This is a genomic window from Arthrobacter sp. B0316-5-4 (genome assembly GCF_059090325.1).
On the sequence record NZ_JBNHFN010000007.1, the window covers coordinates 1 to 21615 of the forward strand.

General features: G+C 59.3%; 18 protein-coding genes. 3 read left to right on the top strand and 15 right to left on the bottom strand.

Features of this window, described 5'->3' with window-relative positions:
• The coding region (locus AC5RU9_RS20055; protein WP_494017859.1) for a hypothetical protein at positions 1 to 1577 on the top strand (1577 nt) is incomplete at its 5' end.
• Between the two features lie 335 nt (positions 1578 to 1912).
• Here AC5RU9_RS20055 and AC5RU9_RS20060 read toward each other — a convergent pair.
• The 5 genes from AC5RU9_RS20060 to AC5RU9_RS20080 all read right to left on the bottom strand — a co-directional run bounded on the left by AC5RU9_RS20060 (position 1913) and on the right by AC5RU9_RS20080 (position 8902).
• A complete protein-coding gene (locus tag AC5RU9_RS20060) occupies positions 1913 to 3622 on the bottom strand; it encodes a CBM35 domain-containing protein (protein ID WP_494017860.1) in 1710 nt (569 codons plus the stop codon).
• Between the two features lie 74 nt (positions 3623 to 3696).
• On the bottom strand, positions 3697 to 5631 hold the full coding sequence (locus AC5RU9_RS20065) for a glycoside hydrolase family 127 protein (RefSeq protein WP_494017861.1): 1935 nt from the start codon (positions 5629 to 5631) through the stop codon (positions 3697 to 3699).
• A 141-nt stretch (positions 5632 to 5772) separates the two neighbouring features.
• Positions 5773 to 6591 carry a carbohydrate ABC transporter permease gene (locus tag AC5RU9_RS20070; protein WP_494017862.1) on the bottom strand — a complete coding sequence of 273 codons (819 nt, stop codon included), beginning with the start codon at positions 6589 to 6591 and terminating at the stop codon, positions 5773 to 5775.
• Complete coding sequence (locus AC5RU9_RS20075) at positions 6588 to 7553, bottom strand: carbohydrate ABC transporter permease (protein WP_494017863.1); 966 nt, start codon at positions 7551 to 7553, stop codon at positions 6588 to 6590. Before AC5RU9_RS20075 ends, AC5RU9_RS20070 begins: the two co-directional genes overlap by 4 nt.
• 92 nt (positions 7554 to 7645) lie before the next feature.
• Complete coding sequence (locus AC5RU9_RS20080) at positions 7646 to 8902, bottom strand: sugar ABC transporter substrate-binding protein (protein ID WP_494017864.1); 1257 nt, start codon at positions 8900 to 8902, stop codon at positions 7646 to 7648.
• A 253-nt stretch (positions 8903 to 9155) separates the two neighbouring features.
• Here AC5RU9_RS20080 and AC5RU9_RS20085 point away from each other — a divergent pair, with 253 nt between their 5' ends.
• Positions 9156 to 10196, top strand: a complete 1041-nt coding sequence (locus AC5RU9_RS20085; RefSeq protein WP_494017865.1) for a LacI family DNA-binding transcriptional regulator — start codon at positions 9156 to 9158, stop codon at positions 10194 to 10196.
• A gap of 1957 nt (positions 10197 to 12153) precedes the next feature.
• On the opposite strand, the gene AC5RU9_RS20090 is transcribed toward AC5RU9_RS20085, so the two are convergent.
• Entirely contained in the window at positions 12154 to 13011 is an 858-nt protein-coding gene (locus AC5RU9_RS20090; RefSeq protein ID WP_494017866.1) for an SDR family oxidoreductase, read from the bottom strand.
• Positions 13012 to 13073: 62 nt separating this feature from the next.
• Here AC5RU9_RS20090 and AC5RU9_RS20095 point away from each other — a divergent pair, with 62 nt between their 5' ends.
• Positions 13074 to 13499, top strand: a complete 426-nt coding sequence (locus AC5RU9_RS20095) for a winged helix-turn-helix transcriptional regulator (RefSeq protein WP_494017867.1) — start codon at positions 13074 to 13076, stop codon at positions 13497 to 13499.
• A 152-nt stretch (positions 13500 to 13651) separates the two neighbouring features.
• Here the strand turns inward: AC5RU9_RS20095 and AC5RU9_RS20100 are convergent, their stop codons facing one another.
• The 9 genes from AC5RU9_RS20100 to AC5RU9_RS20140 all read right to left on the bottom strand — a co-directional run bounded on the left by AC5RU9_RS20100 (position 13652) and on the right by AC5RU9_RS20140 (position 21444).
• A complete protein-coding gene (locus AC5RU9_RS20100) occupies positions 13652 to 13786 on the bottom strand; it encodes a hypothetical protein (protein ID WP_494017868.1) in 135 nt (44 codons plus the stop codon).
• Between the two features lie 817 nt (positions 13787 to 14603).
• Positions 14604 to 15182, bottom strand: coding sequence for a serine O-acetyltransferase EpsC (gene epsC / locus AC5RU9_RS20105; protein WP_494017869.1), 579 nt, complete (start codon positions 15180 to 15182; stop codon positions 14604 to 14606).
• Complete coding sequence (locus tag AC5RU9_RS20110) at positions 15179 to 15805, bottom strand: LysE family translocator (RefSeq protein WP_494017870.1); 627 nt, start codon at positions 15803 to 15805, stop codon at positions 15179 to 15181. The genes epsC and AC5RU9_RS20110 overlap by 4 nt, the downstream gene beginning before the upstream one ends.
• A 55-nt stretch (positions 15806 to 15860) precedes the next feature.
• Positions 15861 to 16103: a cupin domain-containing protein gene (locus tag AC5RU9_RS20115; protein WP_494017871.1), complete on the bottom strand. Its 243-nt coding sequence runs from the start codon at positions 16101 to 16103 to the stop codon at positions 15861 to 15863.
• 89 nt (positions 16104 to 16192) lie between these two features.
• Positions 16193 to 16906, bottom strand: a complete 714-nt coding sequence (locus tag AC5RU9_RS20120) for a 2OG-Fe dioxygenase family protein (RefSeq protein ID WP_494017872.1) — start codon at positions 16904 to 16906, stop codon at positions 16193 to 16195.
• Between the two features lie 97 nt (positions 16907 to 17003).
• The gene (locus AC5RU9_RS20125; RefSeq protein WP_494017873.1) at positions 17004 to 17384 is read right to left on the bottom strand and encodes an SgcJ/EcaC family oxidoreductase; all 381 of its coding nucleotides are present in this window, start codon (positions 17382 to 17384) and stop codon (positions 17004 to 17006) included.
• 72 nt (positions 17385 to 17456) lie between these two features.
• Entirely contained in the window at positions 17457 to 18164 is a 708-nt protein-coding gene (locus AC5RU9_RS20130) for an SDR family NAD(P)-dependent oxidoreductase (RefSeq protein ID WP_494017874.1), read from the bottom strand.
• A 789-nt stretch (positions 18165 to 18953) separates the two neighbouring features.
• The gene (locus tag AC5RU9_RS20135; RefSeq protein WP_494017875.1) at positions 18954 to 20204 is read right to left on the bottom strand and encodes an acyl-CoA dehydrogenase family protein; all 1251 of its coding nucleotides are present in this window, start codon (positions 20202 to 20204) and stop codon (positions 18954 to 18956) included.
• Between the two features lie 226 nt (positions 20205 to 20430).
• A complete protein-coding gene (locus AC5RU9_RS20140) occupies positions 20431 to 21444 on the bottom strand; it encodes an AraC-like ligand-binding domain-containing protein (protein ID WP_494017876.1) in 1014 nt (337 codons plus the stop codon).
• Positions 21445 to 21615: the final 171 nt, after the last annotated feature.

The following is a 21615-nucleotide window of genomic DNA, read 5'->3' on the forward strand; positions in this document are numbered from 1 at the left end:
TCGCGGACGACAGTGCCGCGGGTGATACCAACGGTGACGGTACCGCGACCAGACCCACTGGCAGTGCCTGGCAGGGAATAACAATCAACTCCGGCGCGGACTTGTCCGCTGCTTACTTGCAGCAACGATTTGGCGCGGGCATTCAAGGTAAGTCCTTCACGCGGTTCAGCATCGTGAACTCGACCCTAACCGATGATGACGGCGGGATTTCCGCAACTGCCTACGCCCCGGTTCCGATCCTGGTTATGGACAACACACTGACCCGAGCCCAAAGCATCAGGGTTCAAGCGGGCACGGGTACCGTCGATGTCCCGATCCAGGTCAAGAACAATAAGGTTTCTGGAATCACTACTGAAGCCCAACCATTCGACATCAACGACGCTAAGCTCCGGCCCTCAAACCTGACCGGCAACACGGCTACCGGGAATACCGTCAACGTCGTCAGACTCTCCGGAACACTGATCGAAAATTGGACCATCCCGACCACTGGAACCAGGTACGTCCTGGCAACCAACGACGGTTCGTGGGTCCCGTTTAAGGTTGCTGCTGGGGTGACGTTGACGGTGCAGCCTGGCACGGTGGTGAAGTTCACCGGCGGTACGAAACTATCCGTTGATGGTGTGTTGAAGATCAACGGTACTGCCCTGCAACCAGTCGTGTTCACCGCTTTCGCGGACGACAGTGCCGCGGGTGATACCAACGGTGACGGTACCGCGACCAGACCCACTGGCAGTGCCTGGCAGGGAATAACAATCAACTCCGGCGCCCGACTGACGGGCACTAACGCTGCTCTACGCTTCGCTGGGACGGTTTTGACTGTTGAAGATGCAAAGGCTGAGCTTTGGAAGTCCAAAATCTCATCCACATCGGGGACCGCTATAGTGCTTCGATTGGGCGCAGCAGCAAGCATCGAAGCTGCCTTCAGCCAAGTGGCCGGGATCCTGTCAACGGACAGCAGAAGCACGGCGCAGCTCAGGGGCAGCGCAAGGACTCTTCCGGCAACCGCGCCGTTCATTACGGCTTGTTCGTGGGGTTCAGGCGACTGCTTCGTGGACGCAGCGTATTTCGATTGGGGCACTGCAGAAGGTCCCCGCCCCGTCGGTAAGCCGGCTATGGCATGTGGTTCAGTCTTGGCCTCACCATGGAGCTTTCTTGGTCAAACAACTGGGGGATCCATTTGGGCCACCGGTAACTGCAACGGCGGTACTTATGACCCTGCAGGCAGTATCCAGTCGTCGAAAAATGCCTTCGACCAAGCACAGGCTACTTCCCAAGCACTGTGCTCACAGGGTCCGGCATACGCTGACGCTTGCAAGATTGTCACGACTCGGAAGAACTGCCTTTCGGCGGCAAGAGCGATAGTCTCCAGCCAGTCGATGTTCCCTTTGCCGGACGAGAATCAAGCTATTGGCTACGGAAAGGCAGCGGCAGAAGCCGGAAGTGACGCCCTGAAGTTGTCGAGCAATAGGACGGTACAGACCGTCGCCGCGACTGCCGGAGCCGGAGCAGCGCTGCAGGCGGGGCAAGTTTTGGAGACCTTTGGCGCACTGAAGACGGCCCATGACTCCTGCCGCTAGCACAAACCGTCGTCACAGGGCCCACGAACAAATCCGAGGACTCAGCATCAGCGGTCCGTCAGAGACCTCGAACAAGCCAAGGGAATGTCAATTGACGCAGAAGCGCTGAAGCTTGACGGAATATCCGTTATCGGCTTTTTCAGTGCGTTTCCAGGCGAGAGAATCGCGCATTACACGGCATATGCCCGCACTCAAACAGTGGGCACATATGCCCAGCCTTGCACGACATAGGGCGCTCAACTGGGACCGTTCTTCTTACGTGCCAAGCCGGGTTGGCATAACGTAAAGGCCCGGTTTCCTTCCCAACGGAAGGAAACCGGGCCCAGGATAAGTCGCTATTTGGTGAGCGTGACGGAGTCCAACTCGGCGAAGCCGGTCCCACCGCCAAAGTTCGGCGAACCTTTGGCAAGCCGGATGGTGTTGTACCCGGCCTTGAGGTTGAGTTGTGTGTTGACACTTTGGCTGAAGGTTCCCCAGCTGCCGGTGCTCGGGTAGGACACTTGGGTGAAGGGACCGCCGTTGTAGGCCAATCCCTGGGTAGCTGTGCCTGCACCGCCATTCGCGTAACGGATGCTCATGGAATAGGTGCCCGCTGCGGGGACCTCGACGACGAAGTCAACGAAGCTGCTGTTCCGTGCGTTGGCTGCTCCGTCGATCCTGCCTACGTAGCCGCCGTTGGATGCTGTCCCCGCGGTGAGGACACTGGCATTGACCACTGTGGCGTTCTCGGCCTCGTAGACCTGTTGGTAGCTGGTGGTGGGACCTGCTGCCGGTGTGACAACCAACTGGTAGGCACCCAGGTAGTCCTGGTTGACGACAGGGACGCTGATGCTGCCGTTGGTGATGGGAAGAGTTGAGGTTGAGACGGTAGTGGGGGCATCGACGTTGCTCTGCCGGCCGGAGCGGGGGGTGTACTTCAGGGTCACTTGGGCCGAGGCTCCGAAGGTTTCCAATCCCTTGACCTGAACTGCGTTGTCACCGTAGGTTCCGCCGAAAGCCACGTTGACAATTTTGCGGGTGGAATCGTAGGAAGCAAATCCGTCAAGGTCCCCCGACGGTGTGACGGCCAACATGTTTCCGGCCATTTCGCCGTACCACTTATAGAGCCAGTAGGAACCGGTGGGGCGGTTGTTCCATACGAGACCGCCGACGGTGCCTGACTCGTACCAGTAGGCGCGCTCGGCATCTTTGATGCCGTTCCGTTCGAATTGGGCGATGTAGTGGGCTGCCACGCTGGGAGTGTCTACTTGGTTGGGCGAGCCGTATTCGTTGATCGAAATGGGGCGCGGGGAGATTCCCAGTGACCGCTCGATCGCACGGTAATCGGCCACGTGTTCGTCCACCAGGTTCCACGTGCCATCTTCTAGCTCATGCCAGGAAATGACATCCGGCAGTGTGTTGTCCGCCTTGGCTTTGGTGAGGAAATCGCGCAGCCATTGGCTGTCATACCTGCTGTAGCTGGGGCCGACGATGGGAGTGATGGTGTCTTGGAGTTTGACCTGCCGGAAGGTGCGGGTCCACCCGTCCAGGAAGGATCCGGCCTTTGCTGTGTCCCAGGTCCAGTCCGGTTCATTCCACAGCTCCCAACCGTTGATATTGGTGGTACCCGTTGCGTCCAGCCGGGCCTTGACCATGGTGTCCACCTTGGACTCCCAGTCGGCCCAACTGACCCAGCGATAGGGGAAGTCCGCGTAGACGTCCGGCATGCGGGCGTAGGACTGGGCGCCGTCGGAGGTGAATTGAGGTGCGGTCTTGAGGATGTCGCCCGTGGGGGTGGTGGCTCCGTTGCCAAGCTGTTTGACGCCCGGGGCCGGTTGCGTGTGTTGCTTCAGACGCAGGGGTGTGAGAAGCCCTGGCGCCGGGTCTGTGGCGGTCGCCAGCGCGTATAGACCGCCGGCGCCTACCCGTGTTACCGGTCGAATGGGTGAGGAGGCGTCTACTATCAAGGTGTTTCCGGCGGCCTGGGCCGGCAAGGCAGGAACGGTCAGCGAGGATACGAGGACAGCCATCGCGGCTGCCCCAAGGACAAAGCGGGATTTTTTCACGAGTGCTCCGTTGCGTTGGTGAGGTTGCGTGTGGTTCTGCCGGCTTTGCTGAACCGGCAAGGTACTGCTCTGTGTCAGGCCTCCTTTCTCTGCGGAGCAACAGCGGCGCCGAGGGAAGGCTCTGCTGTGGGTATCCAGACGCGCATGGTTACCGGACCGCGGTTCCCCCAGGTTGAATAGGGAACCAGCGGCACATCAACGGTTCCGGCGGAGTGGCTGGTGTACTGGTCCTTATAGGGCCAAGCAGGATTCCCTGGGTTCCGGAGTTGGGCACGGGCAACACTGCGACCCTCAACGTCAACGCGCAGGCCTTCAATGGCAATGTCATTGACCGAGTACCCGTCCGGCAGGTCGACGTCCTCGACACACAGGACCAAGGGGCCGCGCTCCACGGCGACGGTGCCCCTGATCGCATCCATCCGCGGGTCAGGGTGGGTAACCCGCGGCTCCATGGGCACATCCAGGACCACAACGTCACCAGCAGCGAACGGGAACCGGAGCTTTTGGGTAGCGCTGACCTTCACACCATTGAAAGTCATGACGGCCCCCTCCGCCCACGCCGGTATCCTCAGCTCGATGCCGAATTCACGACCTGGTGCTTCGAGGACCTCTACCCGGATCTTTCCGTCGTGCGGATAAGCGGTGCGTATGGACAGTGTGACCTCCCCCACGTCAGGGAGCGTGGTGCAGATGTCGATATCGCCGAATTGGTGAATTTGGACCGCATCACGGGTGGCCGTGGCGAAGTACAGCTCGACGCTGGCAAGCGTCCGGGCAACGTTGGTGGGGCAGCAAGAAACCTCGAACCATGGTGCCCGCAGTGTGGATAAGGCACGAACGTTGACTCGGTCGTCATCAGGCACGGTGCTGGCCGTGCGCTGGTGGAGGGTGTTGGTGTAGAAGAAGCCGCGGCCGTCTTCCCTCGGCGAGGCGAGGATGTTGTTGAGCAGCGTCCGTTCCATCAGGTCCGCGTATTTACTCTCTCCAGTTCGAAGGAGGAGACGCCAGCTGAGCATGACGCTTGCAATTCCTGCACAGGTCTCCGAGTACGCCCGGTCTGAAGGCAGTTCAAAGTCGGCACCGAACGCTTCATCCTGGTGGTGCGAGCCCATGCCGCCCGTGATGTAGGTGCGCTTTGCCGCGGTGTTGGCCCACTGTTCCTCCACGGCACGCACAAGCTCCAGGTCGTTGGCTTCCGTTGCCACATCCAACGCACCCGAGGCAAGGTAAAGCGCACGAACTGCGTGCCCACGCAGGACGGTTGCTTCCCGGACCGGCATATCGTCCTGAAAGTACTCCTGCCCCCATTCAATGCTGGCCAACGTGCCTGTCCCCCGGCGATCCACGAACAACCGTGCCAGTTCTATGGCCTGGGCATTGCCCGTTGCACGGCCGAATTCCACCAACGCGAGCTCAATCTCGGGGTGTCCACAAACAGCCGGGCGCCCTTCCGGACCGAACTCCCGGTAAACGTGATCCACAAGGCGTCGCGCCACGGTGACCAAATCGTCGTCGTACCCTGTCCTTAACCGCGCGACGGCGGCCTGCAGCAGGTGCCCGAAGCAGTACAGCTCGTGCCCCCACTCCAGGTCCGAATAGCGGGCCCGCTGGCCCGGCCGACCGAAACTGGTGTGTAAGTATCCGTCCGCTTCCTGTGCAGCGGCCACCCTCTGGACAAGTGCCGCGTACCGGTTTGCCAAATCGAGGCTGGATGCTCGGCCGAGTTCCCACGCCATGGCCTCAAGAAGCTTGTAAACCTCGGAGTCAACAAATTCAATCCCGGAGTGGTTGGTGGCCACGGTGCCTTCCGCTGCACGGTCAAAGTTGGCAATCCACCCGATCCGTTCCATCCAGTCTTCGCAGTGGGCAAGGATGACTTTCGCATTGAGTTCCTTGAGATCGCCCCAGAAACCTCCGGCCACTCTGACCTCGTGGGCACCAAGGGGGCGGAGGGTGGCGGTGCTTGGCTGGACGGGACCGCCGATCACGGACATTTTGGTGATGGTCACGAGGATTCTCCCGGATTGTTGAGGTGGTGGGGCAGGGTGGCGGGCACGCCGAAAGTACCCGGTGACTGCAAAGGGGACGGAGACCGGCTTCAAGATGGACGGGCTCAGGAATTTGGTAGCTGGTGCGGTGTTCGGCCGGTGCTAGTCCTTGACGGCACCTGCGGTCACGCCGGCCGCGACATACCGTTGGGCGATGACCAGCAGTACCGCTGCCGGAACCGACGCGATCACAGCCGTGGCCATAATGGCGTTCCACTGGGTGGTGTTGTTGCCGATGTACTTATAGATGCCCAAAGTGATGGGGATGAGGTCACCGCTCCGGTTCAGCGTCGACGCGAAGATGAAATCGGACCAGGACCAAAGGAAAGCGAACAACGACACCGTGAGGATGGAATTCCGGCTGATGGGAAGCACGATCAGGGTGAAGGTCCGCCACACCCCGGCACCGTCCAGCTTTGCCGCCTGAAGCAGTTCCAAGGGTATTCCGGACATGAAAGCCCGGAACATCAGGACCGCGAACGGCACAGCCACTGTGGAGTTCGCCAGTACCAGGCCGGGCAGTGTGTTCAGCATGCCGAGCCGCAGGTAAATGGCGTAGAAACCCATGGCCATCACCACTGCCGGGATCATTTGGGCCACCAACAAGATGAAGCCCAGCGCGTTGCGTCCCGGCAACTTCAGTAATGACAGGGCATAACCGGCAGGTGCCGCGATCACCAGGGTCAGGATAACGGTGGCTGCGCCGAGGATCAGACTGGTGGCCAGGTGCGGTAATTGCTGGCCCAACGCAGCCGTGTAGCCTTCCAGCGTCGGGTTCAGCGGGAGGAGGTTGGGTGGTGACTTCCTCAGGTCCGAGGTTCTGGTCAGGGATACGTTCACGATCCAATAGACCGGGAACAGCATCAAAGCGGTGAAGAGAAGACCGAGTCCGGTTTTCCACCAACTGCGGGAGGTTGTCATGATTCCTCCTGGTTTTTCTGTACCCGGAGGTACAGAAGGCCAAAGGCAAGGGCGATCAGGATCAGCAGGTTGCCAACGGTGGCGGCGGGGCTGAAGTCCGGCGTTCCGGTGCCGAAAGCCTCACGGTAGGACCAAGTGGCGAATGTCGTGGAGGTATCCCCGGGGCCACCTGAGGTCATGACCCAGATAATGTCCACCACTTTCAGCGTGTACACCAGGCCCAGGAGCAGCGTGATGGCAGTGACCGGGCGCAAAAGCGGGAAGGTGATGCTGCGGAACTGCTGCCACGACGACGCGCCGTCAAGTGCCGCTGCTTCGTAATAGTCCTTGGGAATGTTCTGCAGTCCGGAGTAAAGGATGACCAGGTTGAAAGGGATACCCAGCCAGATGTTGGCGATGATCACCGACGTCAGTGCCAGGCCCGGGCTGGTGAGCCAGTTGAGCGGCTCCATGCCCAGGCCCACCAGCACCGAGTTCACGATCCCGTTGTCGCTGTTCAGCATCCAGGACCACGCAGAAGCGGAGACGATCAGCGGCAACAGCCACGGGATCAGGAAGAGTCCCCGCAGTACGCCCGAGAGCCGGAACGAACTGCGGAAGAAGACAGCCAGCCCAAGGCCCAGCACGTACTGGAACACCAAAGATACTGCAGTGAAAAGCGCAGTGTTGGCCAACGCCGTGCCGAAGGTGCTGCTGTTGATAACGGCAAAATAGTTGTCCAGCCCCACAAACTTCGCGTTGCCCTGGACAAAAGCGCGGAGCGTGTAGTCGTGCAGGCTCAGCTCAATATTCCTGTAGAGCGGGAAGGCGTAAAACACCAGCAGGTAGATCACCAGTGGTGCCGCGAACAGCATGGCCGCTGTCCGGGAGCCCGGTGAGCGCCTCCGTCGCCGGGCAGGCGTCGCAGTGGCTTGGGTCTCCCCCACGCCCTGCCGGCGCTGCGCCGTGTGGGTCATAGTCATTATCTTTTCCGTTCTGTCTGTCCTGGTACAGCTTTTTCCGACGCGGGTTGCGGTGACCGCCATTTACGGCCGCCGCTTCCCGATGTCGGCCGCTACTTAGCTGCCGCGGCAGCCTTCTGCTGGGCATCCTTCAGCGCGTCCTGCGCGGACTCTGCGCCGCTGAGGGACTTCTGCACCGCAGTCCATAGCTGTTCGGAAATCACGGGGTACTTGGTACCCAGGTTGTCGCTGGTACGTCCCTTTGCCTGGTTAACGGCATCCACCCAGACCTTGAGTTCGGGGTGCTCAGTAAGGAGGTGTTCCTGGCCCGGTGCGGTGGCAGGGATGTAATAGGCGAAAGTATTGGCTGTCTCCACCTGCCCCTCCGTGGTGCTCATGCATTCAATGATCTTTTTCGACGTCTCATACCGGGCTTCGTCTTTCTGCACCGGCATCAGCATGAACTCACCGCCCGTGGGAGCCGGAGCAACTCCGCCTGCCTTTGCAGGGATGGGGATGTAGCCGGTGGAAAAGGCGGCCTTGGCTGCGCTGTTGACCTGCCAGGTGCCGTTGACCACGAAACCGAAGTCACCGGTGAGGAACTCTTCCCACGTGGTGTTCTGCGAGTTGTTGATCACCGAGTTCGGCGCCAGGCCGTCCTTAATCCAGGAGGTCCAGAGGTTGATCGCATTGACTGCTTCGGGTGAGTCCAAGGCGGTCAGTTTTGCCCCGGCGCCCCAGAAAAAGGGCAGGAACTGGAAGGAGCCTTCTTCGGTACCTATGCCCGCAAAGGTGATGCCTTTGTGCCCGGTGCCCTTGACCTTCTGCAAGGCGGCTGTCAACGAGTCCCAGTTGGTTATGGAGGCCGGGTCGACGCCGGCGGCTGTCAGTACATCCTTGTTGTAGTAGAGAGCCAGGGTGTTGGCTCCGAGGGGGATTCCATAGGCTTTGCCATCCACTTCCCCTGCCGCCAGCAAGTTGGGCTCAATGCTTGAGGTGTCCAGGTTAACGCTCTTCATGTCCACCAGGGCACCTGTTTCAGCCAGGGTGGAGACTGCGGGGTTGTCCAGCAGGATCACATCCGCTGACTTTCCTTCTTGGGCGGCAAGTAGGGCCTGGTTGGTCAAGGCCTGGGTGTCGTAAGCAGTGCGCTGGATGGTGACGCCTGCGTCCTTTCCGCACTTGTCGATCCGCTGGGCCCAGGCAGAGGAGGCCTCATGCTGGGGGTAGGGGTCCCAGACGGTGAAGCTTCCGCCGTCCTGTTCGGAGGCGGCCTCCTGCCCGGAGGCTCCGGAGCATCCGGTGGCGGTCAGAGCGAGGGCCAACGCCCCCATGGTGGCCAGGGTGACTTGGGTGAATTTCTTTGGCACGGTCGGTGGTCCTTTTCTCCGTTGAAAGTCCGCTGCTGAGTTCATGATGGTGGTGGAAGGCTGTATCCGGAAGGGTTCAAGGAACTTCCGAAAAAACAGAAACTAGTTTCTGAAAGGGAAACTATCAGCAGGACTGGCGATGGTCAATAGCTCTCCAGAACCTAAACAACAGCAAAGTTGATGGAGTTGGCGTTTCCGAAAAAGTTTCGTATATGGCACCATAGAGGAAGACACCATTGCGAAGGGGGACGCCATGACCAAGACCAAAAAACGCCCGGTACTCAACGACGTAGCTGCGGCCGCGGGCGTTTCGGTGGCAACGGCGTCGAAAGCGCTTAACGGCAGGCAACACGTCAACGAAGCCACCCGGCAACGAGTGCTGCAGGCAGCCGAGCAACTCAACTTCACGCCCAACCCATTTGCACAGGCACTCAACTTTCCCATCACAGGCACCATCGGCGTGCTGACCGCCGACCTGTCCAGCAGGTTCGTCCTGCCCATCCTGATGGGCGTGGAGGAGGCCTTCGGCGCGGGCTCCACCTCCGTGATCATCAGCGACGCCCGCAACGACAGGGTACGGGAACAATTCATCCTTCAGACCCTGATCGCCAAGCGCGTGGACGGGATCATCGTGCTGGGCGCCGACGCAAACCCGCGCCAATCAATCTCACATGACGTCCCCGTCCCCGTGGTGTACGCCTACACGCCGTCCGACCTCGAGACAGACTGCTCCTACACACCGGACAACGCCATGGGTGCACGGCTCGCAATCGACCACCTGGTGGCCCGCGGCCGCAGGAACATCGCCATGCTCAACGGCGAACCCCGCTACGACGCCGCGATCGAACGAGGAAATGCCGCAGTCGAAACCCTCAAAGGCCACGGGCTTGAACTGGCAACCGGAGAAGTGCTGTACGGGGACTGGAGTGAACGCTGGGGCCGGCAAGGCGCACAGGCACTCCTAAACTCCGGGTTGCCCGTGGACGGCATCTTCTGCGGCAGCGACCAGATAGCCCGCGGCGTCGTGGACGAACTCCGCGCCGGTGGCATCAGCGTTCCCCACGAAATCGGGGTGGTGGGCTTCGACAACTGGGAGCTCTTCAGCACCACTTCCCAACCGCCCCTGACTACGGTGGACATGAACCTGGAAGACATGGGGAGGGCTGTGGCAGAGGAACTTCAGGATGCGATTTCAGGTAAGCCGAGCCCAGGCCTCCACCGGCTGCCCGTTCAACTCATCCCCCGCGAATCCACCGCCAGCTTGGCTAGGGGCGCGGGGATTTCAGCGGCGTAGTTCATTGGACAAGTTGGCGAAGCTACGCTCATAACGGCGGTGGATGAAACAGCTGAGCATACGGGCTCCGCAGGTGCGAGATGGCGATTGCTCATTCCGGAGGACTTCGGTCCCAACCCCCATGGCACCACCTATCGCCGGTTCGGCGCCATCTAGGTGTGGTTCGCTAAAGGCACGGCAGGTCCGGGCCTAGCCGATGCGCCATTCTGCCCGTCCCGGGAATTCGGCTGGGCCATTAAATCACCTCCAGACCTGGACCATCCGCAGAGATACGGGCAGTCTTTCCCCACGACGAACCGGCCATCAGCTCTTCGGCCAAGCGAGCGGGACGCGCTCCAAGCCTAAGCCTCCAAGGCTCCGAGCTGCTGGGCACGAATGTTACAGCGCCCGGGGAAAGGCAAGGCGTCCGGCCATCAAGTGAACCATCTCCGCACCGGGCCAGAAGTCAGCCCAGCCAACGTCGAATGTCCTCGCAACTCAAAGGTTGGCAGCTCGACCGAGCGAGTCAGGACGGTTTATGCCGTTGTGGTCAGGTGGCGTCCTCCGCACAGCCCAAAGCTGTTCCCTCTTGGGTATACCGTCTGGGCCTATTGATCGAGCAAACTCTGGAGCAAGGCCCTGCATCGACGCCGTGGACACCGGACGCCTGGCCCTCACCCCAATGGGGTGCTTATCGCGGAGCATTGGTTGCGGCCGGCATGCGCAGCACACCGCACTTGGATGAACTCGGATCCGCCCGACCGGTCGCAGGATCACAGCATTGGGCGTGGCAGGGTTCACCGCGACTACCCAGCTGCCGCCGGAGCGCCAGGTTGTTTGAGACGTCTGGGTACCCGCCGACGTCCAGTAGAGACGGCGTACCTGCCACTCGGATCGGGTTCGCCACTTGCACAACCCTAAATTTCCCCTAGGCCTGCTCGGCGGTGAACTCGGGCTGATCGAGCCGACAAGTGATCAGAGCTAACACGAAAGAGAGAGAACCGTGCGGATGGGAACTCGGTATTGGCTCGAAGTTAGTGGACAGAAGCCGCGGCCTGCCCGACCAAAGGCTCTTTGACGGACTGTGCAATATCCAGTCTTTGAATAGCACGAGTAGAGCGGCTCGGAATTACCCGCCCAAGTGATCCAGATCCAGAAGCGGGGACGGTCGCGCGATGAACTAGGCAACGGTCCCCACTACCTTTTCCGTGAGTTGCGCGGCGTTCACCGTGCCGGCGATGTTTCTGTAGGTGCTTAGTGTGGAAGGACTTGGCGTGGCGCACCTGCCGCCCCCGGGGTGTGACTCGTCCCGGGAGTTCTTTAAACTTGGGTGGGTTTAGGTACGGTCAGCACCGCGATCATGCCCCCACTGCATTTGCCCAAGTGAAAAGTTGATGAAGTTACTCAGGTTCGCTGCGACTAGCACTCCCCCACCTGAGATGGCGAGAACGGCACCGGTGCGTCCAATTCCCAACGTGACTCCTAAGGCCGTGCCTCGTGTAGCTCCGGAGCAGTATGTTGCTACGAACCCGTTCATCTGGGCCCCACCGGCTACGTCCGCATAAGAGTTTCACTCTGGTGGTTGCTCGTGATTTTTCTCGCGGCGGATCACGTTGCTCATCGCGATGCCGGCGGCAATGCCGAGTAGGTAGAGAGGCCACGTAGCGGCCCCAGCTGCCAAGTCTAAAACGAGCGCGACAAAAGAGTATATGCCAAGAGTCAGGGCAACAAGGGACGCGGCTGTCAGATAGGAGCATGAGATCCGGCGGTGTTTATTGATCATTCTGCTCACCTACCCATTTGTGGTTGTACGACGGTAAGACAAGCCTGGTTCACCCCTTGTCGGAACTCGTTCACTCCTTGTCAGAACCAGGCAGCTTTTGGTCAACGAGGTATCTGGGTGGACTAGGAGCAGGTTGGGCGCTTATCGGCCTGCTCGACCAATAGGCGCTCAACCTAGAGACATTTCATGGGCTGCTCAGAATCCAATCTCTTTCAGCCACTCGGTGGCGCTTCGAGGGGTGACGCCAAGTATGTGTTGGGCGCTGGTGCGCTCTTCTATGAGGTGAGCATCAATCTCCCAAAGTCCCTGGTAGAGGTCGACCACACCCGCGGCCGCGGCTTCACCGACCGCGTCAGCTATGTTCTTGCCGAAATCCACTGGGGCGACAGCGTCGAAGCGGACTACACGTCCGGTATGGGTGGTGTACGCGGCTGCCAGGTCCTTGCCGGTGATGCCGGGAATGTGTCCGACGCCCACTACGCCTGTCACCTCTGTCTTGCGTAGCAGGAGCGAGACGGCAACGTCGGCGATATCAAGATGAGAGGCCCAAGAGATGGGCAGATCAGCTCGGACAGGGTAGTGCAATACGCCCTCTGTTCGGACGGACTCTGCAATCTGGGGCATCAGCAAATTCTCGAAGAAGAGCCGAGGTTCGATCACAGCGTAGGAGATGCCGGCCTCCGCGACCCCAATGATGAGTGACGACAGCGCGTCGTCTTGCGAGGGCTTTCCGCTGGTGGGAGCCATCCTCCCACTGGTGGAGATCACGACGCGAGCTGGCGCGGCTGTGTGCAGCGCTGTGAGGATGTTTGGTACAAGGGGTCGTAGAACATGATCGGGTGCGGCCGGTAGGTGGATGAACACTCCCTGCGCGTTGGTATAGGCGGTAACAAGCGAATCGACGGAGGCCATATCGGCAACAATGGTCTTAGCCCCTGGAACGGTGAGCTCGTGATTGCGGGTGACTGCTGCCACTTCGACTCCGGCGGCGGCTAGAGCTGAGACAACGGGGGACCCTTGGGCGCCGGTGGCGCCATGCACTATGTAAGTCATGTTCCATTGGTACAATTGATGCACCAGTTACATCAACTGCACCAAGGGAAGGGAACTGAAGCATGGGAAGCGTTAGAGAGTTTCCTGAGTGCGGGGTGGCGCGTTTCTTCTACCTATTGGAGGGGCCTTGGGCGAGTCTCATCGTCCGGGAGTTATTTGACGGGCCTCATCGATTCACACAGTTGCGACGGAACCTACCTGGAATCAGTCCACATACGCTGACGAGCAGATTGCGGCAGTTCGAGACCTATGGAATCGTCACCCGGCGCAGTTATCCGGAAATTCCGCCCAGAGTGGAGTACCAGCTCACCGAACTGGGCCACCGCCTCGGCCCGGTAGTAGAAGCCATGAGCGAGTGGGCGCTCTCGGTCCCGAATGTGCCCCCCGAGATCGGCGGGGGTCTCTCAGGAGCTCCTGGTGACGCCGAAAGGCCCGCAGAGGCTGCGCCGGGCACTGGACGGGTCAGAGCGAGCCACCCAAATAGGTAGCAATGAAGAGCAACAGATCCTGCTTGCCCTGTACGAGCTCCTAGGTTTGAACAGCTGAAGAGAGATGCCGCAGCTTAAACGCTGAAGTCCTACCCGGCGTGTCGACCGTTCAGGCATCGCGGCGCCCGGATGTTGCTGAGCATAGGTTCTCATCAGGAGTTCGTACGGAGCTTCAGCCGGATACCGTCCGGTCCCGCATCCTTGTTGTCCTGCCGGGTGAGGACGTCACTGGCAAAGGACCAGTAGGGCCCGCGGGCCTGCGCCATAATGGCGACTCTGGCGGTCATTATTTTTCGTGTTGCCATGGCGCTTCTCGCTTCATTGCGGGCTCCGCAAGAGCGGTGCAGGGTGGGAATGTCTGGTCTGGCACCCAGTGTGCGCCCTGCGGCGCGCTTGTCGGCACAACAATTCCGTTGAATAGTACCCAAGCCTCTAACTGAGGTTAAATGCCTGATGAAAACAGGCTCCGGACGACGGAGGCGGAAGGTTGCTTGAATTTTCGCACAGTCCGTGTGCCTGCAGGACGCGTCCGCGGAAGGCGAGGGGGCGCCGTGCGTTGGAAGGGAGGGCCTCGTGGCCAGTCCGTGAACGCGGTTCGATGCCAGGCCTTTTGAGAATGTCAATCTGATCTGAGCCCACTTTTCGCATGAATCGCAGCTTAGGCGGGACCCACTTTGGCCGGCTGTTGCCAACTTGAAGTGCGGTCTGTGGTTTATGACGTTGCTCATCCTCGAGAAGAGCCGCCAGTGGAAACTTGTCCGCGCTCGGGAAGACAATCCAGAAGCGCAGCGTCAGGTCCAGCACCGGGCTAAGTCTGGCTGCTTGAACAGAGGGTCCCTTCAGGGCATCTCTTACGTGACCGTGGTTGACAGGTAGACACTGCCCAGTTGGCTGGACACTAGCAAAAACTTTTCCCGGTCAGACATGGGCAAGCCGGTGAAAAAGCATTCTCTCGATGACACTTGGCCGATTCATCCAAGTGTCGAAGGGGTTTCTGGGCTCTTCACGGCACGCCATCCCTCCCGCCTGCGGACCGTCCCCTTGCAGGTCTCCTCGACGACAGTGGCATCAATCCCTAGCAACCGAGAGCGGGATGCAGCTTCCCTATATGATGAGTGCCGGGTCGATGAAATCTGTTCTCGGGTCCACAACAGCTTCTGGGTCTTTCCGGCGGGAAGTTGCGGGAATTCCGATTGCTACGGAGCGCGGCGGAACGTCGCGAACGACAACGGCATTCGCGCCTACGGCAGAGTCTTCACCGATCGTGATGGGACCTAGTATCTTTGCGCCTGCGCCGAGCATGACGTGATTGCCGATGGTGGGGTGCCGTTTCGTCTTGCTCAATGCCCGTCCGCCCAGTGTGACGCCCTGGTACATGAGGACGTCGTCACCGATTTCAGCCGTTTCCCCCACGACGATACCCGTTCCGTGGTCGATGAAAAGTCGTCGCCCGATTCTTGCTCCGGGGTGAATTTCGATCCCTGTGAGGGTCTTGGACGCTTGGGAGATCACCCTGGCCAAACCTCTCAGGTGCGGTTTCTGCCAGAGGGCGTGCGCTAGACGGTGGCTCCAGATGGCGTGAACCCCTGAATAGACTATGGCGACCTCGAAGAGGTTGGACGCTGCTGGGTCTTGAGTCTTGGCGGCCTGCAAGTCTTCCTTGAGGAGGTTCAGAATCGTCATTTTGTTCCTTTTCGGTAGCCGGCAACCACGCACGTCCATACTGATTCATGGGAAAGGTCAGAGGACAACATGACCACGGACAGTAACAAAAGAACGCCAAGGATCCGGTTGAGGTTTCTCAGGCCTTTCGTGGTTCGGATCAGTCGTGATCCGCCTTGGCCCAATAGCGCCCAAGCGCTGTTCGATATGAGGTTGACCGCAGTGAAAAGCACGCCCATAAGCACGAGGCCTTGGATGCCTCCACCGAGAGTTGCCGGGTAGGTGGCTGACGCGGTCAGCGCCATAAGCCAGGCTTTCGGGTTCACTACTTGGAGTGCGCCGAGTTTCCAGAAGCCAGCAGCAGACAGAGAGGGAGACGGTGTTGAAGGGTCACTACTGAAAATCTTCCAGGCCAAGTAGACCAGATACGCGGCACCCACAACCTTGAGCGAGAAGGATATGGCCGGAACGCTCTGAATCAGAGAACCGATTCCGGTGTTAGTGAGGGCCAGGAGCGCGAGGAACCCAATGGATATTCCAAAGATCGCAGGTAACGCCGCGCGGAATGGTCTGCCCACAGCCAACGAGGCCACTAAGACATTGTTGGGCCCGGGAGACATTGACACCGCGAATGCGAAGGTCAAGAAGGCTCCCACAGAGGCAATCGTCAATGGATCTCCCGGGCTTTAGTGTGCATGGCTAGATTCTGTAGTCTTCACGCACCGGCGTGAACACATCGATACATTTGACTTCGGTTGTTGCGATGCCGGAATGCAGCACCTCGCTGGGGATGACCAACCCGTCGCCGGCCACGAGGTTGAACGTCTCAGCACCTACTTTCATCTGGAACTCCCCAGAGAGGACGTTGACAATCTGCTCGTGTGGATGGCGGTGTTCGGGAATGACTGAGCCGGCATCGAGAACCCAAGTCGCGACGGTCATCGAGGCGCCATGAACGAACCGTCCGTGAGCACCGGGAAATACTTCGTGTACTTGAGCCTCTGAGGACCTCGTGTGCAGTGGGGACATAGTCAGTTCCTAATCTCGGGAACCTCGCCGTGTTCGAGAATCTCTCGGTGATCGGGATATGTCAGGATGATGACGTCTCGCCTTGCGGTGCTCTCGTTGGTGGGGATCAGCGGTGATGCGTCATGGATGACACGACGGTCATCGAAGCTGACAAGATCGCCTGGGCGGAGCACGATGTCATCGACGATTTTCTTGTCGGTACCGATCTCCCAGACTGATGTCAGAGCTGACTGGTCAGTGATGTCACGCCTGTCGACGACGAATACGCCAACGTATTCGTAGCCGTCGCGATGACGGCCTTCCGGAACCGGCTGACCTGCTCCGAGTGTCCGGATTTGATGTGCGGAAAAATTGAAGTCCGGGGCGTCAATTCCCTCGGCCCAGTGCTGAATCAAAGCCTTGAACGCGGCGTTTTCTTCTATTCCTTCAGGAAGGTCGTTGTAGTCCCTGCGGATTCCACCATAGTTTTCGAGCCGGTTAATGTCGGAGCTCTGGAATAGCTCGGCATTTTCCAGACGGACAATGGTGCCGTCCTGGAAGGAGAAGCGGGACTGGGTCCTGTGCCGGTATCCGCCCTTGAAGTGCTTGTCGAGCGGGATGTTCTCAAAGGACTCTTGAAGCTCGCTGAGCTCGAGTTCCGGGGTCGTGATTAACTGCGATTCATCAACCGGCGAGCCGTGAAGTGGGCCCCAAATAAACTGCAAACCCGGTCCCAAAACAAACTGCCATAATCAGCCTTTCTTACATCGCCGGTCCGGTCGAAGGTGACATGCTTGACGACAGTGTATTCATCGAGTGAATAGTCCTTAGCATTCATTGGATCCTCGAAACGTGGTAGTGGCTGATCAGCCAAGACCCGGAAACGAGTTCCAGCAATACCGTCAGGTGCACCGGTATGACCTCACCGCCTGGAAGGGTGAAGTCGACGTCTACGTAGGAGATGAGTGCATCATCCGAGAGCTGCCGGTGTTCCTGAATCCGGTACGTGGGATTGAGGCCGGGGGGCTGCTTGTCGTAATAGGCGACGATGCCGGACTTGCCGATGGTCTGTTTCTTGTCGAATCCTTGGAAAAGGGCCTTCTCCGTAAAGTAGGAGGCGACGACGTGCGGCCGGTGTTCGCGGATGCCGTTAGCCCATGCATTCAGGACGTCGGCCAGGATACGTACTTGTGCAGGCCTGTCTATGGTGATCATAGTGTTTTTTCCATTGTTTATGTCGTCGAAGACGGGGCAGGCGGTCGAGCCCGCCCCATCAAGGGCCCTGACTTAGCTGCCGGCGCTTAGTCCGCCGTCTACGTGCAGGAACTCGCCGGTGACGAATGGTGCCCGCTCGAGGTAGAGGACGCCGAGGGTGATGTCCTCGATCGTGCCGATCCGCTCAACAGGATGCAGGCCTGCCAGTGCTGCGTGCCTCTCTTCAGAGTGCATGGGTGTCTCGATGATTCCGGGGGAAACGGCATTCACCCGTATGCCCCGGCTGGCGTATTCGATGGCGAGGGACTTCGTGACGGAGGCCAGGCCTCCCTTGGTCAGCGAGGCGAGAGCAGACGGAACGTTGGAGTTGGCGTATTCAACGAGCGTCGTGGTCACGTTCACTACATGGCCGTTCCCCTGTTCGAGCATCTGCGAGATGGCCTGCTGCGTGATGTGAAAGAAGCCTCCCAAGTTCACCTGAAGAACCTTGGCGTAATCCTGCTGGGTATACTCGGTGAACGGTTTGCCGACGAAAACGCCCGCGTTGTTTACCAGGGTGTCGATCCCACCGAAATTCTCAATAGCTGCCGAGACTACATTTTCGGCCACGGTGGGGTCGGAAATGTCTCCTGCGACCGTGATCACGTCGGGGTCGTGGGACGCTTCGATGGAGCGTGAGTTGGCGATGACGGCGTAACCGAGGCCGCGGAAAGCAGAAACCAGTCCTGCCCCGATGCCTTGTGATGCCCCGGTGATGACGGCGACTTTGCGAGATTCCATTGCTAGACATCCTTACTAGATGATCGGTTTACTGCTTGGTCTTTCAGCCTCGCCGGGTCGTTCGGATGCGGATTGATGGGGTGTTTGACCGTCATCCAGTGGCATGACGAACAACCCGGCTCCCTTGGCACTGCGTTTGGTGTGCCCTAAGGCCCGGGGTATGAGCCCTCCGTGCCTGCTTGGAAGGCCGTAAACAGCGCGGCGGCAAGGGCACCGGGTGCAACTTCTGCAGCTGGGCAACTGAACTGGGGTACTCGCCCACAGAGCGTGGCACCCAAAAACGAAACAGCTCCGGCTGCTCAACAAAAACAACAACATCGTGACATTTCCGCGACGGGCCGGCCTCGGTGGCACCTTCAGAGGCAAGGCCTTCAACCTAATTCGCCAGGTGGTCGCACGGCAACGAAAGACTTGGCGTAAGGCAATCCTCCACTTTCAACGGAGAACATACGGATAGTCCCCCATCCGCCCACATCCCTAGGCTGGCGCCAAACGTCGTGATCCGTCGTGCTGTCCCGTCCCGCATAAACAAAGCGGACACAAAGCTGCGAAAGGGTGGTGGTGGTTTATGTACTGACCTCTCGCCATCGGACGCGGATTGCGCTGGAAGCCTTGAACAAGTGGGCCAGGTGGTACCAGCAGAACAATGGAAACTCGCGCCTTTCGGAGGCGAGGGTCTCCGTGAGAAGGCACTGTCAATCTCCCCGAGTACCATAAGTGCAAGCCGACCCGTACGGCTGAGAGGGCCACGAAGCCCGACTCCGTGGCCCGCTCATTTTTACCGACCGGTTAGGCGTACGGCGCCGTCTCGGACCGGTAATCGGCGGAAAGCATCAGCTCATGCAACTGCCGCCGCCTCACGCCCATATTCCCACCATCAAATAGCGGGAGCGCAATGGCATCTTGAAGTATCCGGGCAAGCGGCAAATTATGATTATAGCTGTCTATACCAACCAAGCGCATAAGATCGGTGATTACCTTAACGGCCGTCTCTGTGCAATAGAGTTTAGATTGAAGGGCCAACTCCAAAGCCCCGGGGTGGTTGGTATCTAGAGCATTGCAAGCCTTCCAACTTAGATAGCGGGCAGCTTCTATGGATGTCTTCGCTTCACCGAGAGCGTATCCGACGGCCTGGTGCTCGATGATTGGGACAGCGCCACCGCGTTTTTCCGTCTTCGCAAAGTTAAGAGTAAAGTCAAAGGCCGCCCGCATGAGTCCTACCCCCAGTGCCCCTGCGAGAGCCGCCGTTCCTGTGAAACTAGCTTCGACCAATGACTTACCGGCGCCAACGGTGCCAATAACGTTGCTCTTGGGTACTCTCAAGTTATCGAAGTGAAAGCGCGGTGTCAGATGACCGCGGTGTCCGAGTGTGTCGAAGTCCTCATCCCAAATGAGCCCTTCTTTGGAGTCTGTCACCAGAATTAACGAAAATGATTCTTCGGGGGGTGTTTCTGGTCCCGTGGCTGTTCGACAAACTACGGTCAAAACGTCAGCCCCTTCTGAGTCCCAGCCCGTTGCGTTACTCACCCACTGCTTGGATCCGTTGACGACCCACTCGTTCCCTTCAAGAACCGCCCGGGTCCTCGAACCTTCCGCCGGCGGCGCTGCGGCAAAATTTGCAGTACCTCCCGGCTCGGAGTGGCACAAGGCTGCAAGGGGCGTGCCGGTACCGCTCAGAAAGGGAGCGACGGCCTTCTGAATCTGTTCAGGGCTTCCCGCGCTGAACACTGGGAGTAGACCAAGGAGGTTTGCGAAGATCGTCAAGGATACGTTCGGATCAACAGCGTAGAACTCTTCGGCAATAAGAGCCGCGTCAACGAGGCTCTTACCTTCCCCTCCTACAGCAGCAGGTAGCATCCTACGCATCCACCCCTGCTTGACCGCTTGCTCGTAAAACGGCTTTGTGGCCATAAATCGCTCTCGCGGGGTTTGAAGGTTTCGGATGGCTTCCGCCACACCGCTAAGCTCTTTTTCGGCGAAGGCGCGCGCTTCGGCCTGCAATACACGCTGTTCGGGGGTTAGGGTGAAATCTATCGGCATTCAAACTCTCCTGCTCTGGGCAACCGCAACTTCTGCTGGCGCTGCCGTGGTGCGGGTTACGCTGTAACCCTTACCACATATCCTGCAATGGCAGCGGTCGTCTGGCTTGCGCCGGAGGCGCATGAAGCTAGCGTGCAAGCGCACAGCCTACTTTCCCTAGGTTGGCATGGCACGCCAGACCAAACAAGACGCAAGTAGGCTCTCCTGCGCGCTGGCCGCGTCGGCCCTAGCTACGTGGCGTAGGCGGATATGTTCGGACCGGCTCAAGCCTAAACTCGCGCGGAGACACGCCATAAGCGTCTTTGAACTGCCGGGAGAAATGTGAGGCGTCGTGTAGTCCCCATCTGCGGGCAATTGCGCCAATCGATGTCGTGCTAAGTCGCGGATCGATCAGATCCTCGCGGATGCGATTTAGGCGGCGTTGCCTAATCCAAGTGCTGGCGGTTGTGCCCTCGTCTTCGAAGAGCTTTTGGAGATATCTGATGGAAATATGATTCGCGGCAGCAACATCAGCGACCGTCAACCTGGGGTCTCCTATTCTGGTCAAAATAAATTCTTTGACTTGCAGGAGCATAACTTCTCGCTCCGAGGCCTCGCGCGCGCCACCACCCAGGGTCTGGACTATAGAAGCAGAAGTGAGCATAAGCAGTGCTTCCGAAACTCCGGTGCTGGCCGGCACTCCCCCTGTATTGAGCTGGGTGTCCATCGCTCTCAGTAAAGACGAGGTCAAGGCGCCGAGTCCTTGTCGGCCGGAAATGTGGACAGCAGTGGAGCTTTGGAGCGCCTTCTTGCCCAGGCTGAGTCTCTCTGGGGAGAACATTAACACTAGAGTGCGGAACCGCTGGTCTGTGCGTACAGCATAAGGGCGACTTGTGTCGTATATGGCGAAATCTCCTGGGCGAAGGATAGCTTCCCTTCCGTCCTGAGTGACTACGCTTCGCCCCGAGACCTGGAGCGCGAGTTTCAGCACGCCAGGATCGTTTTGTGCAATAAGCCGCGCAGTCCTGTGGACCTCCATAGATGTACCCGAGACCTCACTGAGCGTGGCTTCCCCAATGTTCTGAGTGAGAAGGACCCCGTGGAACGCCTCGACGCCCCTCGCAGTTACGTCTAAAGGAACGAACGCCTTGCTCACCGCAGCATGCCATGCATCGAAAAACTCCACCGGGTCCAACCCGTGGCCGTCAAAGGCGGCAATTGCTCCTGACATATGCACCTGCGGATCCGTTGTGGCGAGCATTCAGGCTCACCTGTGGCATAAATACTGTTCGTCCCAGTGCAACTCTCGTGCACCCAACGGTAACGACACAGGTCGGGCTGTTGGGGCAGATTGGAATCAACGGCTAGGACTGGACGTGGGCGGACCCTCTGCCCACGACCCTCTTCGTCCGCTGGCTCGTTTGTCGCTACC

Bases quoted from the DNA above. Each gene is read 5' to 3' on its own strand.
- AC5RU9_RS20090 (WP_494017866.1), bottom strand. From the start codon at position 13,011: ATGACTTACATAGTGCATGGCGCCACCGGCGCCCAAGGGTCCCCCGTT.
- AC5RU9_RS20075 (WP_494017863.1), bottom strand. From the start codon at position 7,553: ATGACTATGACCCACACGGCGCAGCGCCGGCAGGGCGTGGGGGAGACC.
- AC5RU9_RS20070 (WP_494017862.1), bottom strand. From the start codon at position 6,591: ATGACAACCTCCCGCAGTTGGTGGAAAACCGGACTCGGTCTTCTCTTC.
- AC5RU9_RS20125 (WP_494017873.1), bottom strand. From the start codon at position 17,384: ATGATCACCATAGACAGGCCTGCACAAGTACGTATCCTGGCCGACGTC.
- AC5RU9_RS20115 (WP_494017871.1), bottom strand. From the start codon at position 16,103: ATGACCGTCGCGACTTGGGTTCTCGATGCCGGCTCAGTCATTCCCGAA.
- AC5RU9_RS20100 (WP_494017868.1), bottom strand. From the start codon at position 13,786: ATGACCGCCAGAGTCGCCATTATGGCGCAGGCCCGCGGGCCCTACTGG.
- AC5RU9_RS20140 (WP_494017876.1), bottom strand. From the start codon at position 21,444: ATGCTCGCCACAACGGATCCGCAGGTGCATATGTCAGGAGCAATTGCC.
- AC5RU9_RS20095 (WP_494017867.1), top strand. From the start codon at position 13,074: ATGGGAAGCGTTAGAGAGTTTCCTGAGTGCGGGGTGGCGCGTTTCTTC.
- epsC (WP_494017869.1), bottom strand. From the start codon at position 15,182: ATGACGATTCTGAACCTCCTCAAGGAAGACTTGCAGGCCGCCAAGACT.
- AC5RU9_RS20135 (WP_494017875.1), bottom strand. From the start codon at position 20,204: ATGCCGATAGATTTCACCCTAACCCCCGAACAGCGTGTATTGCAGGCC.
- AC5RU9_RS20130 (WP_494017874.1), bottom strand. From the start codon at position 18,164: ATGGAATCTCGCAAAGTCGCCGTCATCACCGGGGCATCACAAGGCATC.
- AC5RU9_RS20085 (WP_494017865.1), top strand. From the start codon at position 9,156: ATGACCAAGACCAAAAAACGCCCGGTACTCAACGACGTAGCTGCGGCC.